The sequence below is a fragment of the Blautia sp. NSJ-175 genome (assembly GCF_022867815.1).
GTDB classification, from domain to species: domain Bacteria; phylum Bacillota; class Clostridia; order Lachnospirales; family Lachnospiraceae; genus Blautia; species Blautia celeris.
This window is the reverse complement of record NZ_JALIFQ010000006.1, coordinates 182,369-196,132: the sequence shown is the minus strand read 5'-3', so window position 1 is coordinate 196,132 and position 13,764 is coordinate 182,369. Positions and strand designations below refer to the sequence as shown.

The following is a 13,764-nucleotide window of genomic DNA, read 5'->3' as shown; positions in this document are numbered from 1 at the left end:
TCACCTGGTTTGCTAGAATGTTCCCAGAAGGTTCTCTGTCAGTATTGATAAATTCAAATTACACACCATGACAAGACCACATGACCGGAAGGAGAAAAGCCCATGTCATACTATTATGAGAAAATCAGTGAAAACAACGGTCTGCCTGCAAAATTCATGCTCTCCCAGTGTACAGACCTGACCATTCCGGCCCACTGGCATGATTATCTGGAAGTTCTGTATATGATGGAGGGAGAACTGACCGCAGTAGTACAGGCGGGTTCCTATCTGCTCACCCCGGGCAATCTGATGATCATCAACAGCAAAGAACTCCATATGACCCGTGCCAATGGCTCTGTCTGTTATATTCTGCTGCAGATTTCCGCTGAGCATCTGCATAATTTTCTGCCTTCCGGCACCGAACTGCATTTTCAGACTATGATTGCTCCTGCGGATAACGGGGAGGTCTTTTCCGGCCTCAGACAGAGCCTGGAGCATATGCTGGATGCCTATACCCGTCAGGATAATGGTTATCAGTTCTTTTTTGCTGCCAAACTCTATGAATTTCTGTACCATCTGTATAGGAACTTCTGCACGCTCTCCCCTTCCGCACCGGAAACGGGGGCCAACCGGGACCTGGAACGTGTCACACAGGTCATGGACTGGGTACGGAACCATTTTCAAAAACCGCTGACTCTGGACGATGCAGCCGCAAGTCTGGCAGTGAGCCGGGAATACTTTTGCCGTCTCTTTAAACGGTATACGGGACAGACCTTTCTGGAATACCTGAACTCTGTCCGCACCATGCATTTATATGAAGATTTAAAAAATACGGACGACAGCATCACTGTACTCATGGAAAAAAACGGCATCAGTAACTACAAAGTTTTTATGCGCACCTTTAAAAAATTGTACGGCGATACACCGCAGAAGATACGAAGCGAGATCAGGGAATATTTTTCACCGGAACTGCCATCCTAAGTTTATACTAACTTGGAGGTCCGTATTATGTTTCCAGACAAAATCTACTATGAAGAAGCAGCCATGGGCTATGAACTGGGAAAATACCTGAAGCAGAAATATCAGGACAAAACTTGGATTCCCATTGACAGCCACAATAAAATAGATGAACTGCGCACGCGCCCAAACTCTGATTTCCGGGAAATGAAGCAGTATCTCATTATCGGCATCCGCAAAACACACCGGCATGTACCCAATGCCAAAGTCTCTGATTTTCTGGTACCTTACACCTCATCCGGCTGCATTGCCGCCTGTCTGTACTGTTATCTGGTCTGCAACTATAACAAATGCTCTTATCTGCGTCTCTTCGTAAACCGGGAAGAAATGCTTGATAAAATCATGAAAACAGCAAACCGCGCTTCAGAAGATCTGACCTTTGAAATCGGCAGCAACAGCGATCTGGTCCTGGAAAATACCATCACACACAATCTGGAATGGACCATAGAACGCTTTGCCGAAAATGAAAAAGGCCGCCTGACCTTTCCGACCAAATTTGCAAATGTAGCGCCTCTTCTCTCCCTGCATCACAGTGGCAGGGTCATATTCCGCATGAGCGTAAATCCGGAAAAAATCATCCGGCAGATTGAACTCGGCACCTCCCCTTTAAACAAACGCATCGAAGCCCTGAACCAGATGTGTGAAGCAGGATACCCCTGCGGAATCCTCATTGCCCCTGTTATTTTCCTGTCCGGATGGCAGGATATGTACAGCGGATTGATCACGGTCCTATCGGAAAAGCTTTCGGAAAAGATCAAGAAAACAGCATTTATAGAAATCATTTTCATGAGCTACAGCTTTGTCCACCGCAAGATCAATGAGGAGGCATTCCCGGATGCCCCTGACCTTTACGACAAAGATAAAATGCAGGTCAGAGGCCGCGGCAAATACGGCTATAATCAACCGTCCAGACAGGAGGGCGAATTGTTTTTCCGCAAAGAGCTTGCCAGAAAACTGCCGAATATGGAAATATTATATTTCAGCTAAGTGTTTCCGACTTATCCCCACATATCCATATGTCGGAAAAAGAAGCCGCGAATCTTCCGGGATACGTGGCTTCTGTCAGGATACATACTTTCCTATCGGTTGGATGTTTATTACTGCATATCATCCGGCATACAAAATTTCCGCCAGTATTTTTACCATGAGGGCTGGCTATTTTTCTTTCTCTTTGTTACAATATTATCTGAAGATAACCGGAAAGGAAGGAAATACATATGCGTCTGGAAAAAATACAAACTCTTCTGAAAGAGAAATCCCTGGAATTCCAATATAATGAAGTGGACGGCTGCGGCAGCCTGGACTTTGACTACAGAGGTGTCCCTTATCATATCTGGGAGTACCAGGAAGACGGCTGGGGCGTGGAGACGAATGTAAAACACGGCGGATACAATGAAGATATCACCGGTGACTATGAAGAGGAAATCTTTCAGGTCATGAAAGACTGGTAAGCAGAAAATGGGCTCTTGGGAGTCCGTTTTTTGTATTTCAGACAAACCTGTCTCCTCTCCCATGTTTGCCTGTCAAACAGATAACGCTTAGTACCATTACAAAAGATTCAGGAAAAGGAGAACGACAGAAATGAAAACAAAGATACAGCGCCCTGTAAAGAATGAATGCGATAAACAGATTGAAACCCGTTCAAGAAGCCATGCGCTTGATTTTGTAGCAGCCGCTGCACAGATTTTGACGATTATGTGTATTGTAAAGGGTAATCCTGCGTGGAAGGGAAGTCTTTCTCTCCTATTCTTCGGAGGCGCTGCCGCACTTGTATATAAGTATGATGAACACAAAGAAAAAACATATTTCATCATTGGAATCGTACTGGGTATCATTGGAACAGCCCTGCTTATTTGGTTTGGAATTACCGGATAAAAAGGCTGTCTTCTGCATACCCTCAGCCGGGACTGCAACATTTGTCCCCAATTCCGGAAGGACGGGCTTTCGGTCTCCCTTCCGGAATTAGGGGGATACAAAATTGACCACTTCTGTTGATATATAAATCATAGGCTGTTGGCTTGACCATCCATACAATTTACGTAATATGTTCTCCCATCCTCCATTTCATAGTACCAGACAGGTGTATAAGATTCCTCACCGATTTCTGCAAATATTAATTCTACATTACTAACCACTTTTGCATCCTCGCTATTTTCATCTAATCCTAATTCCTTATTTTCTTTCGTTATTACGTCTGCTATTAATTCTTCCGATCGTTTAAAATCAACTTTTTGAGCTGCTCCGTAATCGTGTGGTGAATCTATTTTTTCGTATTCATTCCATGTTATATTACCATAGATAACACCATAATCATCCAACATTACACTAATACCCTCATACTGTATTTTTATACCATCATATTCGTTTGGGTATTCTATCCTATATCCGATAACAGATTCCTCAACCTCATCTCCCAATTCTGTTTTAAGCATCTCTGCTACAACAGGCTCTTTCTTTTCCAGAAGTTCTGCATCAAACTCATTAAATGCTGTATGGATCCACGCATTTGCCTTCGCAATAGCCTGCTCCTTATCCATACTGACCGTTTCATCTCCAATCTCTCCATATGATATACTGGTCATCCCTCCGCTTTCAGTAAAAATTCTACCTCCGACTTCTTCATTAACTTCATATTGTTTGACGGTTTTCTTCAAAGCATATTCCGGAATATTTAATTCTGTCAGTGCTTCCACATCTGTTTTAAAAATTAATTGCCGGTCTGACAATTCCAAGTCTTCCAGCTTCGTAGTTTCTTTTTTGACTTCTTTTTCTTTTGTCAGCTTCTCAGGGGATTCTGAATTCGCAGAGCATCCCATTAATACCCCGCCAATAATAACGGCCAAAGCTGAATTTAACACAACCTTCTTTTTTCTCACTTTTTTACTTTTCAAGATATTCCTCCCATACATTTGTAATATAATAATAGCACAAACGTCATAAACCTTCCACTTTACTTTTCTATATGTTCCAATTCCAATTTTCTGTCAGTCTTACGTCGAAAGCCTATTATCACTGGAGTTTATCTATCTAAGTGTTAATTTACGTCCCTCCTTAACAATAAATCAAATGTCAGCAAACCAGAATACAAGATTGCATAACCTAAAAGACAACAAAAAATATAACAACCACTATAAAAACAAGAAACATCAAATCCCCCGCATAATTTAACATATCATCTAATTGTTTATATTGAGGATTTTTCTTCATTTTTTTCCGTTTAGATTTTAATTCATAGAATTCCTCATTTGTAAAATATCGATACAGATTCTTTGTTTCCATCAATAAATAAATGAGCGCCATATCATGAGGAGAATTTTCCTCCTTAGCTGCCGCTGATTTTAAGATACTGATCATTTCCTCCTTATGGTTTTTTTCCGGAATATATATGGTTTTATGGCCGAATAAACCACCTTTCCCTTTCGTCGCCATTTCATCATGGAGCAAAGACTCCCCCAGCTCTGCTGTTAGTTTCTTCATACTGCTGCCAATTGACAGCATATAATAATTCATTAACTGATTCATCGTGCGTGATTTCTGCTTCAAATATGTATAGAGAGGTTCTATATGACTGAGTTCATTCGGAATGTCTTTGATTACTGTGATTTTTTTATTTTCCATTGTAATTACGCCGTTAAGTTTTAAGTCCATAATACCCGCCGCCACGATTCCGGCGATAGATTCGTCTTGATGCATTACCGGCATATATCCATTTTCATTTGTGGCTAAAATATAATATTCCTGTGCGATTGATTTTCTGTTCATGTGTGTTACCTCCAAATTTTTTAGTGTTTGCTAAACAAGGCTGCGGTATTTTTTCATTTATTCCATGCACTAACTTTAGCATATTGCATACCTCTGCTGAGTGCATAATTCCTAAACGGTATACATCTCTTCCTGAACGGTATGCTTTTGTATGTGTATAACAAAAAGAGACTGCCGTTTTTTATGACAGTCTCCTTAATTGGATTTTATATAAAGCTTATGGTTATGAGAAGCTTTTCAATTTCGATTTTTCTTTCTGTAAAAAAACACACATAAGTACACACCAATTATCATTATTACTGCACAATATATGTAAATTCCCATGTAATTTGTCAAATACATAGTATCGCTATAGCTTTGAGTTTCTGATAATTGACTTGCCATTTTCCCAATGACCGGAATCGTTTTATCAAAAAGCGCAGTAATAAAAAGACATATACATCCTATTTCAAACAGAATAAAAGACAATGCAAATCCGATTTTATCCATATATTTTCTCCTCGCAAAGTATCTATGATTATTTCGCTGGAAATGTCCTTGTATTTACAAAATAATACATTTATCACATTGTAACTAACAGTGACAATTATATCGAATGATTCCTTCGACCTTGAGTTTTCATAATCCGCCGTCACTTCTTTTTCCCGAAAAACTTCTTGATGATAATCCCTGTAACCGCCGCTGTCAGGACAACCAGCAAAGCCGCTGTCCATATATTTTCTGTACCGGTCCCGGCCGCATTTTCATTTTCTGCAGTTTGTTTATCTGCCTTTTCATTTCTTATATTCTTATCCGTACCGTTATCTACCTCTGCGGAAGTCCCCGGAACACCGTCAATTTTCTCAGGCGCTTCCTTCACCTCCTCATTAATTTCCCTGACCGGCAGATTGGGATTTTGGGGCTCATCAACGCACACCCAGAAATCCCTGTTTCCCATATAATACCCTACATTTCCCCACTGATGCCCTTCCTCATCCGTAAATGTAGAACCGTAATCAAACGTATCCTCCATAACTTCTATCTTATATTTTGTCTCAGACCCGGGATATGTCCATCCATATATGACATCTCCTTTTGTCACATTTGGTATAATGCCTTCATCCGGTGTGATCTTATCCTTATACTCTTCATAAAATGACTGGCTGTTATACACAGGATACATATAGTCCATGGGCACCCAGCCGCTGTTTTCCTGACCATCTTCTATAAATCCCCATTTCACATGATTCCTGTCTGTATAGACAAACGAAATATAGTATTTCTCCCTGTTTTTAACAGTCATCACTTTTTCTGCGGATTCCGGACTTTCATAGACATCCGTTTCCCCATCATAACCGTTGACAATGTATGAACGGTTCACATATTCACATGCATCTGCGTGTTTTTCATAAAAACTGTCTTCGGGCTCAAAAATCAGATCTGCATGTACTGCTGCAGTCTGAAAAACAATGCACAGTAATACCAACAAAAATATATGTAATCTTTTTTTCATACCTTTCCTCTTTTCCCATATATTCCCCAAATAAGACACCCGGTCACAATCACAAGCACTGCAGCAAGTCCGGCCGCAAACCAGACAAAAACCGTAACATCTCCATAGACACGGTCAATGGATTCCGGTGGTTCCGGCATCTCATCGTCAACCTCCCGGACAGGAAGATTCAGATTAGACGGGTCATCCACGCAAATCCAAAATGAATGCCATCCCATATAATAGTAATTTACATACGCCCATTTAAGCCCCTCCTCATCTATAAAAACGCGGTCGTAATTAAGAGGATGTCCTTCTGTTTTCACATTATAAGGATCACCTGAACCGGGATACGTCCAATAATACATCTTCTCATTGCTGTCAACCGCAACAATGCCTTCCTCTTTTTTAATCTGTGATTTATATTCCTCCAGAAAAGAATCTCTTCCATAATGAGAAAACATATAAACCATGGGAACCCATCCCTCTGTGTCCTCTACATCCTCAACCAATCCCCACTCGTTCCCCTTAATGTCTGTATAAACGTATGAAATATAGTGTTCTTCGTTATTTTTCATAACTGCTTTCACTTTATCAGACAGAGGACTTTTATAAAGTTCTGTTTTTCCTTCATAGCCATTGACTATAAAAAAATGGTTCACGTATTCACATTCATTTGCATGATGCTTGTAAAAAATATCCTGCGGTTCAAATATAACATCTGCAGAAACCTCCATAACCTGAATACCAAAACAGATCAACAGCAAAAACAGCCCCACTCCCTTTTTCATACACACCCCTCCGTTAGCCGATCATAAGCCCCAGAAGAAAGGAACATCCGTTAGCCGCCAGTGAAAACCATACAGGATGTCTCCCCTCCAGCAGATATGCCTTATAAATCTTTCCTTCCGTTACGACTACTGCTGTCTCTGCCACAAGATAAAACAGAAACTTCCCCCCATCCGGCATATACATTCTCCAAACCCAGGCAAGAAACACAGCCGCCGGATTGGTCAGTATGTTCACCAGGCAGACCAGCAGAAAATCTTTTCCACGCCTTATCCCATAAATCCACGCAGCAGCTTCCTCTATCATAAGGGTAAGTCCCAGCGAAACACCAAACATTTTAATCAGATACAGAACCATCCGCCGCTCCTTTCCGCCTTATCACCCCCATAAGCATCACAAGGGAAAGTAAACTTCCCAAGCTCCCGGTCAGCCGGTAATCCATGGGCAGTACATTCTGGAAATAGACAGGCAAAAAACCCAAAAACAAAGCAAACGTCAGCACACCAAATGCCAGTCCCGGCTGTTCCCGCATCTCCTTCCACATAAGAAATAACGTCAGCGGCATGGTCATATTAAAAAATAAAAGCGCCAGTATACCGGCTCCCCAAAAACTTCCCAATCCATACATCAAAGCTGCAAAAACAAGAGAAACCGTCACTGCCCTGTATATTCCAATCCGGTCAGACAGAAATCCTCCCGCCGCTTTTCCTCCCGCCACAGCCGCGGTACACACAACGCCTAGGAAAACAGTATTCTTCCACGGAAAAACAACTGCCATCCCCACATAGGACCTCAGCACCACCACCAGGAAACAACAGACAACCACCATTCCGCCTTTTGATGCAGACCTGTTCTCTCCAAATCTGCCAAAACAGCTTCCAAAACCTTCTCCTCGTCCCAGCCACAGGAGCATCCCCCCAAAACACAGCAGTGCCAACGCTCCCGCTAAAGCGATCCATCCCCTGACAGCAGACTGACTCCACACATTTCCTAAAAATAACCCCAGTGCTCCGGGTGCCACAAAAACACCCAGTCGTGTACACACACTGCGCTCCTCTTCACTGGACCAGATCGTGCCTGCGCCGCCTCCCACGTGGAACAGCGCATTTCCGATTCCCAGAACTATCACATGGGTAAATCCGCCGGCCAGCGTAAGCACAGCTCCCAAAACTGCAATCCCCGCAGAGCATCTGTACTTTTCAACCGCACTCTTCCCTCTGCATATCCCGTCCAGCACAACCCCCAGCGGCATCTGCAGCGCAAACGCACAGAAATTATACAAAAATATATGCCAGTACCAGGCATCCCTCCCCCGAAACACCCCGTACATGGCAAAGGCGCAGGCTGCGTCCACGAGAAAATGCATACACGAAAACACCCCTAAAACAGCCCTTTCCCTTCTCATGATCCCTCTCAGATTTCTCCCAGCATCTGCGCCGGGTTATCCGCTGCCTTAACCTTACCGAATGCCTTTTCTATCACTCCGTTTTCATCGATCAGGTACGTGGTCCGCACCACCCCCATGACCTTTTTCCCATACATATTTTTTTCTTTCCAGACATCATATGCCCGGATCACATTCAGCTCCGTATCCGAGAGCAAAGTAAAAGGCAGGTGATATTTCTCCGCAAATTTCTTGTGGGAAGCCACCGTATCCTTACTAACTCCCAGCACCACTGCACCTTTTTCCATAAACTGCGGATATAGCTCTCCAAAGTTACAGGCCTGCTTCGTACACCCGGCCGTATTATCCTTACTGTAAAAATACAGCACCACTTTCTTTCCCCTGAAATCACTCAGAGCTGTTTCTTCCCCATCCTGATTTAACAAACAAAATTCCGGTGCCTTACTGCCGATTTCCAGCATATTTCTTCCTCCGTTTCTCATTTTATATTTTCATTTCTTATTTTTCCGCCGTTTACCCGAAAAATCCATCTGCTATCATTATAACTTCATTCCCTGTCTAACGCAACACACTGCGCCTTCCTGCATATCCTTTTAAATATGTGTCCGTTTAAGTCTCTTCTGTTGCATACTGCATCCGGTGTTTTTCTTATTTTTCACATCTCAAAAGTTTTTCTTGACATTCCCCATTCTCCATGATATGATACAGAAAGTGATTAATTTGAATTTAGAGCCGATCAGACAATGATTCCATTTAATTCATTGTTGTGTTGGCTTTTTTCTATTTTATTACGACCAAATATTATATATGGAGGTACTGATTATGAATAACGGTACAGTGAAATGGTTTAACGCTCAGAAGGGATACGGATTTATTACTGATTCCAATACAGGAGAGGATGTATTCGTACATTTTTCCGCTATTGTTTCCAATGGTTTCAAAAGCCTTGACGAAGGACAGAGAGTAACATTCGATACAGAGCAGGATCCGAAAGACAGCAGAAAACTGAAAGCAGTTAATGTTTGTGCAGCATAATTCCTGATTGCATAAAAGAGGCCGCGCATTCCCATGCGCAGCCTCTTTTTTATCCTTTTTACTATTCGTCATACTTCTCTTCCATTTTCTTCTGCCGTCTTTCGGCACTCTTTGCCAGAATTGTCAGCACTGCCATCCCCAGAACAAAGAACAGAACCATACAGCCTGCACCCCATATACCAAGCACCTGCAAAGACGTTCTGCCCGCTGTCTTCAGATACATTGTCACTATAAACAACAGTGCAAAAAACACACCGCAGCTAAGACTGATGATAAGATTTTCCATCACTCTCGGCGTATGCCTGTTCAGATTCCCGTCTTTTACTGTCAGCCCCAAATAGATGCCTCCGCCGGCCAGAATCGCTATGGTCTCTCCCAGTACCTGCCGCACATCGCCCTGCGCCAGGATCATCTGCGCAATGATTACCGCAGCAAGCACAAAAAAGGTACCTTCAAACGCTTTCCTTCCATTCCGGTCTGCATCCTGCTGTTGTCTTTCATCATAAAATTTTTTGTTCATAGGTCATCCTCCTCCCAGAACAACTGATCCAATGTCTTGTCCAGTGCTCTGCATATAGCAATACACAGTTTCAACGACGGATTGAAATCGCCGGCCTCGATCATACCAATGGTCTGCCTGGTAACGCCCGTCATCTTTGCCAGCTGAATCTGTGAGAGATTCTTTTCCATTCTGGCAATTTTTAACTTCATGTTCTTCACGGCACACCTCCTTTGATACTTTCATTATATTCCTTTCCCAAAGATATGTCAACTATATTTAACATATGACATATTTACACGACATCATCAATTTGTTCTGCGGATTCCTTTATCTATAAACCTTTCCATACCGGAAATAAATTTTTTTATACCACGGCAGTCCTCCATAGACGTAGGAACACGCTTTCTTATAAACACGGCGTGCCTCTCTTCCCTGCATTCCGGAAAGCGCCTCATTTCCAAAGCTTTCCTGCAGGGCAGCCCGCTGTATCTGCCCGGCTTCCATTTTTGTAATGGCGGGAACCATACCAGACAGTCTTTCCGGAAAATCCGCTCCCATGGGATCAATGGGATCACAGTCCTTTATCTCTCCTGTCATTCCAAGAACCTCCAGCATTCTTACCATGATCTGACCGGCTCCGTATTTTTCCTGTCTGCGCAGAATGATATACCGCCGCAGAGAAATCATAAGCCATACAAAAATAATCCCTGCCGCAACGGCAAATACAGGTGCCATCCTGATAAAAAAGATGCGAATACGCTCCGGCACATTATGTTTACGGTTCTCATTTGTACTGCCTCCCGGCTGCTCCTTCTGTCCGTCATCCCCATCTTTCTTACGGTTTTCTGTCTCGTCGGCAGATTCTTCCTTCCCCGGTTCCTCCCCGTATTCTGCCTGATCCGGAACATCCTGGTTTCCCTGATTTGACTTGTCCTCCCTGCCAGTCCCATTTTCCGCCCCGGAAGCTCCGGCTGCTGCCTCTGTATCCGGCATATAGTCTCCGTTTTCCCCATCCATCCCAGCAGACTGTGTCCCGGCTGCAGGAGTTGTCTCCACAGGAAGCCACCCTTCACCGTCAAAATAGATCTCCGCCCAGGCATGCGCCTGCTCATCTGTGAGAACCGCCTTATATCTGCCGTCCTCCTGCTCCTCAAACAAATCCGGTGTCACCCGGAATCCAACGGCATAACGGGATGGAATCCCATAAATTCTGTACATAAGCGCCGCCGCGGTTGCAAAATGCTGACAGTATCCTTTTCCCTGTTCACATATAAAATATTCCGCCGGGTCTCTTCCGATAGGTGACACACCCGGATTCAGAGAATACGCTGCCTTTGACTGCAGCCAGGCCCGGATAAATCCGGTGACCTCCTCTGTCCCGGAATTCTCATTGGACCTGCAGATATTCATAAACTGCGGTACCTCCTCCCAGGGAACCACGAGACAGGACTGTTCCACGAAAGTTTTGTAGGCGCGCTCCTCCTCCTCAAACCGAAGTCTGGTGTCTGCGTCTGCCATGGCAAGCACGGTTTTAAAATCCTGTTCTGTATACATGGTTCCCCTGTGTACCTTATCGTCTCCATACTCTTTTCCGTAAATATAAGGTACCGACACTGTCCTGTTCTCCGGCGCCAGAGACCGCAGCTCCACGTTCTTTTCTCCGGGCACATTCACATCACCGTCTGTCCCTCCAAGACCGGAAAGAATGTAGCGGATCATATAAAACTGCCTGTTTTCAAAATATGTTCTGGCATCTGCTCCCTCCCTGGCCGCGCACTGCCCGTCCAGCCCCTCATAAAACGCGTTCTGGTCCGCTGCCTTCCAGGCACCGTTTTCATAAATATCCCCCACAAAGCTTTTAAGATACAGATCCTCTTCCGGTTTTTCCCGGAGGATCACTTCCATCTGTTCCCTGCCGCTTGGATAGAGACCGCCCCTGTTCACCTGGCCTTTGACGGATTCCGGGAGCCACAGGCCTGCTGCCATCCGCCAGGCTCTGTCACCTGCCTTCAGGGGGACCTGGTACAGGTTTTCCATATGTTTTGACAGCCCTTTGCCTGCAATGCCCATAGCCAGAAGAAGAAGGACAACGAGTACCGGAACTGCCCTTCCCGCATTTTTATAGATGCTTCGTCTGGGCTGCCCTGACTTCCGGCCCGTTTTCCCCGCAACGGCTGCCATCCGGTTTCCCAGATGAAAAACAGCCAGAAGGCAGAGTGTCCATATATCTAAATCCGCCTGCTCCATCATTGCGGCAAACACAAGCGGGAAGGTAATAAAATAAAAAATCCATCCCTGCCTGGCCAGATTCGCTGTCAGGTAAACAAAAAGTGTCCCCAGAATCATACAGATACACAGAAGTCCGGTCACTTTGATGACAGGAATCGCCTTCATATTCCACATTCCGGCCGCATACAGCATTTTCATATTCGTAAGATACATGCCCTGCTTTGCCAGAAACATGCCTCCGGCCGCTGCGATGCCCACCCCCATTACAAAGACAGGCTTCCATTTCACGATATCCTGCAGAAACCAGCATCCCACACAGGCTGCAGCCAGGACAAGAGCCACCGGCTCCCAACTGTAATTCAGCCTGAAGATCAATGAACACAGCCTTAGATATCCGCAAACACCGCAAAAATAGCAGACGAAAAAAAGCAGGCCGCTGACCGGTCCGCCGGTTCTTCCCGCTGCTTTTCCTTTATCAGCTAAGTAAAAATCTTTCTTTTTTGATTTCTTCCGCATAATCATCCTCTGAAAACTGAATCAGCAGTTTATGATACAATTGCAGTCTGAGGGATGTGTCCATACAAAGAACAATCTCTCCCTCCTCCTGCCTCCGATACATTTCCCTTAAATATACTTCCTCTGTATATCCATTCTCCACAGTCAGTGCATCCCTGCGGATCATTTCACATACATTGTCCATAATATCTTCACAGCACGCTGTGGGATACACCTGTATCTGCCCGGTCATTCTGTCCCAGCATCCCACCTGATGGCTGATTTTTTCCTTCAAAAGGCCTGCGCTCACCGCATAGCAGAGTTCCCAGAACGCATCCATCTGCCCGGGACTTAAGGGCTTCTCCACCCTGGTATCCCAGAATACAAAGACCGGCGCCTGAACCTCTGTGCAATACTGCTTGCTGAGCAGCTCCCCGCTTCTGGCAGTCAGCTTCCAGTGAATATCCCGAAGTCCGTCTCCGGGGCGGTAAGCCTGTATCTGATAGATTTCAGGCGGCTGCACTCCGGGCCTGTTTTTCCCTGCTTCCGCCTCCATGCCAAAAGGCAGGCTATCCATGAAAAACTGCATCTCATACCCCTTCGGAAATACCACCGCTTTACAGGAAGCCTGTGTCTTTCTCTGTCCGAAGAAAAGGCACAGCGGCTCCCATACTTTCGCTTTTTCTGTGCAGATTTCCAATACTCCACAGTGCTTTGGAGAAATTTCCGCCTCTATCCTTGCAGTCCCCCTTCCCGGAACATATCCCTGTATCTTTTTCACTTCAGCTTTGGATGTTCCCCGGTTCCATATTTTAAGACGGACCTCAAACCGCATGACAGGCACCCGGGAGCGGTTAGCTGCAGTCAGAGCCACTGTCAGAGTGCTGCCCTTAGACACCTTATTTCTCTCCGGCTCCACACTGATCTCAAGCCTGCGGGCCAAATATTTGGATAAAATCCCCAGAATTGTCAGAAACACAAGAAAAGCTGAGATGAAAATCATCACCGAAGAAGAACGGTAAAGACCTGCCAGATAAAAAAACAAAACAAGTATCAATGTTATCAGGAATTTCCTCATCT

The 13,764-nt window shown here is 44.5% G+C and carries 17 protein-coding genes; 5 read left to right on the top strand and 12 right to left on the bottom strand.

Annotation, left to right across the window (positions count from 1 at the left end; all coding sequences use genetic code 11):
• The first annotated feature begins 102 nt into the window (after positions 1–102).
• The 4 genes from MUB35_RS11765 (at position 103) to MUB35_RS11750 (ending at position 2,871) form a co-directional block, all read left to right on the top strand.
• The gene (locus tag MUB35_RS11765; protein WP_103732937.1) at positions 103–960 is read left to right on the top strand and encodes an AraC family transcriptional regulator; all 858 of its coding nucleotides are present in this window, start codon (positions 103–105) and stop codon (positions 958–960) included.
• A 27-nt stretch (positions 961–987) separates the two neighbouring features.
• Complete coding sequence (locus MUB35_RS11760) at positions 988–1,983, top strand: SPL family radical SAM protein (protein WP_033140548.1); 996 nt, start codon at positions 988–990, stop codon at positions 1,981–1,983.
• A 230-nt stretch (positions 1,984–2,213) separates the two neighbouring features.
• Positions 2,214–2,447, top strand: coding sequence for a hypothetical protein (locus MUB35_RS11755; RefSeq protein WP_054351066.1), 234 nt, complete (start codon positions 2,214–2,216; stop codon positions 2,445–2,447).
• 130 nt (positions 2,448–2,577) lie between these two features.
• Entirely contained in the window at positions 2,578–2,871 is a 294-nt protein-coding gene (locus MUB35_RS11750; RefSeq protein ID WP_054351065.1) for a DUF6442 family protein, read from the top strand.
• A gap of 128 nt (positions 2,872–2,999) precedes the next feature.
• Here the strand turns inward: MUB35_RS11750 and MUB35_RS11745 are convergent, their stop codons facing one another.
• From MUB35_RS11745 to bcp, 8 genes are all read right to left on the bottom strand, one after another.
• Entirely contained in the window at positions 3,000–3,887 is an 888-nt protein-coding gene (locus tag MUB35_RS11745; protein ID WP_244806246.1) for a hypothetical protein, read from the bottom strand.
• 208 nt (positions 3,888–4,095) lie between these two features.
• Positions 4,096–4,758 (bottom strand): GPP34 family phosphoprotein, encoded by a 663-nt coding sequence (locus MUB35_RS11740; RefSeq protein ID WP_244806245.1) that lies wholly within the window; start codon positions 4,756–4,758, stop codon positions 4,096–4,098.
• Between the two features lie 237 nt (positions 4,759–4,995).
• Positions 4,996–5,247 (bottom strand): hypothetical protein, encoded by a 252-nt coding sequence (locus MUB35_RS11735; protein ID WP_103731978.1) that lies wholly within the window; start codon positions 5,245–5,247, stop codon positions 4,996–4,998.
• 142 nt (positions 5,248–5,389) lie between these two features.
• Positions 5,390–6,250, bottom strand: a complete 861-nt coding sequence (locus tag MUB35_RS11730) for a hypothetical protein (RefSeq protein ID WP_103731977.1) — start codon at positions 6,248–6,250, stop codon at positions 5,390–5,392.
• Positions 6,247–7,020 (bottom strand): hypothetical protein, encoded by a 774-nt coding sequence (locus MUB35_RS11725; RefSeq protein WP_244806244.1) that lies wholly within the window; start codon positions 7,018–7,020, stop codon positions 6,247–6,249. Before MUB35_RS11725 ends, MUB35_RS11730 begins: the two co-directional genes overlap by 4 nt.
• Positions 7,021–7,033: 13 nt before the next feature.
• Positions 7,034–7,375, bottom strand: coding sequence for a hypothetical protein (locus tag MUB35_RS11720; RefSeq protein ID WP_033140556.1), 342 nt, complete (start codon positions 7,373–7,375; stop codon positions 7,034–7,036).
• A complete protein-coding gene (locus tag MUB35_RS11715; protein WP_244806243.1) occupies positions 7,356–8,423 on the bottom strand; it encodes a hypothetical protein in 1,068 nt (355 codons plus the stop codon). The genes MUB35_RS11720 and MUB35_RS11715 overlap by 20 nt, the downstream gene beginning before the upstream one ends.
• A gap of 8 nt (positions 8,424–8,431) precedes the next feature.
• On the bottom strand, positions 8,432–8,884 hold the full coding sequence (bcp, locus tag MUB35_RS11710) for a thioredoxin-dependent thiol peroxidase (RefSeq protein WP_227212064.1): 453 nt from the start codon (positions 8,882–8,884) through the stop codon (positions 8,432–8,434).
• 361 nt (positions 8,885–9,245) lie between these two features.
• Here bcp and MUB35_RS11705 point away from each other — a divergent pair, with 361 nt between their 5' ends.
• Positions 9,246–9,458: a cold-shock protein gene (locus MUB35_RS11705; RefSeq protein WP_018594431.1), complete on the top strand. Its 213-nt coding sequence runs from the start codon at positions 9,246–9,248 to the stop codon at positions 9,456–9,458.
• A gap of 61 nt (positions 9,459–9,519) precedes the next feature.
• Here MUB35_RS11705 and MUB35_RS11700 read toward each other — a convergent pair whose 3' ends face one another.
• The 4 genes from MUB35_RS11700 to MUB35_RS11685 all read right to left on the bottom strand — a co-directional run bounded on the left by MUB35_RS11700 (position 9,520) and on the right by MUB35_RS11685 (position 13,762).
• Complete coding sequence (locus tag MUB35_RS11700) at positions 9,520–9,978, bottom strand: DUF6773 family protein (protein ID WP_054353771.1); 459 nt, start codon at positions 9,976–9,978, stop codon at positions 9,520–9,522.
• Positions 9,975–10,178: a helix-turn-helix transcriptional regulator gene (locus MUB35_RS11695; protein WP_033140560.1), complete on the bottom strand. Its 204-nt coding sequence runs from the start codon at positions 10,176–10,178 to the stop codon at positions 9,975–9,977. The genes MUB35_RS11700 and MUB35_RS11695 overlap by 4 nt, the downstream gene beginning before the upstream one ends.
• Before the next feature lie 109 nt (positions 10,179–10,287).
• Positions 10,288–12,705, bottom strand: a complete 2,418-nt coding sequence (locus tag MUB35_RS11690; protein ID WP_244806242.1) for a transglutaminase-like domain-containing protein — start codon at positions 12,703–12,705, stop codon at positions 10,288–10,290.
• Complete coding sequence (locus MUB35_RS11685; protein WP_244806241.1) at positions 12,665–13,762, bottom strand: DUF58 domain-containing protein; 1,098 nt, start codon at positions 13,760–13,762, stop codon at positions 12,665–12,667. Before MUB35_RS11685 ends, MUB35_RS11690 begins: the two co-directional genes overlap by 41 nt.
• Between the last annotated feature and the right edge of the window lie 2 nt (positions 13,763–13,764).

Coding starts and splice junctions, on each gene's coding strand:
- MUB35_RS11690 (WP_244806242.1), bottom strand. CDS start 12,705: ATGCGGAAGAAATCAAAAAAGAAAGATTTTTACTTAGCTGATAAAGGA.
- MUB35_RS11760 (WP_033140548.1), top strand. CDS start 988: ATGTTTCCAGACAAAATCTACTATGAAGAAGCAGCCATGGGCTATGAA.
- MUB35_RS11700 (WP_054353771.1), bottom strand. CDS start 9,978: ATGAACAAAAAATTTTATGATGAAAGACAACAGCAGGATGCAGACCGG.
- MUB35_RS11730 (WP_103731977.1), bottom strand. CDS start 6,250: ATGAAAAAAAGATTACATATATTTTTGTTGGTATTACTGTGCATTGTT.
- MUB35_RS11740 (WP_244806245.1), bottom strand. CDS start 4,758: ATGAACAGAAAATCAATCGCACAGGAATATTATATTTTAGCCACAAAT.
- MUB35_RS11720 (WP_033140556.1), bottom strand. CDS start 7,375: ATGGTTCTGTATCTGATTAAAATGTTTGGTGTTTCGCTGGGACTTACC.
- MUB35_RS11715 (WP_244806243.1), bottom strand. CDS start 8,423: ATGAGAAGGGAAAGGGCTGTTTTAGGGGTGTTTTCGTGTATGCATTTT.
- MUB35_RS11735 (WP_103731978.1), bottom strand. CDS start 5,247: ATGGATAAAATCGGATTTGCATTGTCTTTTATTCTGTTTGAAATAGGA.
- MUB35_RS11765 (WP_103732937.1), top strand. CDS start 103: ATGTCATACTATTATGAGAAAATCAGTGAAAACAACGGTCTGCCTGCA.
- MUB35_RS11705 (WP_018594431.1), top strand. CDS start 9,246: ATGAATAACGGTACAGTGAAATGGTTTAACGCTCAGAAGGGATACGGA.
- MUB35_RS11685 (WP_244806241.1), bottom strand. CDS start 13,762: ATGAGGAAATTCCTGATAACATTGATACTTGTTTTGTTTTTTTATCTG.
- MUB35_RS11750 (WP_054351065.1), top strand. CDS start 2,578: ATGAAAACAAAGATACAGCGCCCTGTAAAGAATGAATGCGATAAACAG.
- MUB35_RS11725 (WP_244806244.1), bottom strand. CDS start 7,020: ATGAAAAAGGGAGTGGGGCTGTTTTTGCTGTTGATCTGTTTTGGTATT.
- bcp (WP_227212064.1), bottom strand. CDS start 8,884: ATGCTGGAAATCGGCAGTAAGGCACCGGAATTTTGTTTGTTAAATCAG.
- MUB35_RS11755 (WP_054351066.1), top strand. CDS start 2,214: ATGCGTCTGGAAAAAATACAAACTCTTCTGAAAGAGAAATCCCTGGAA.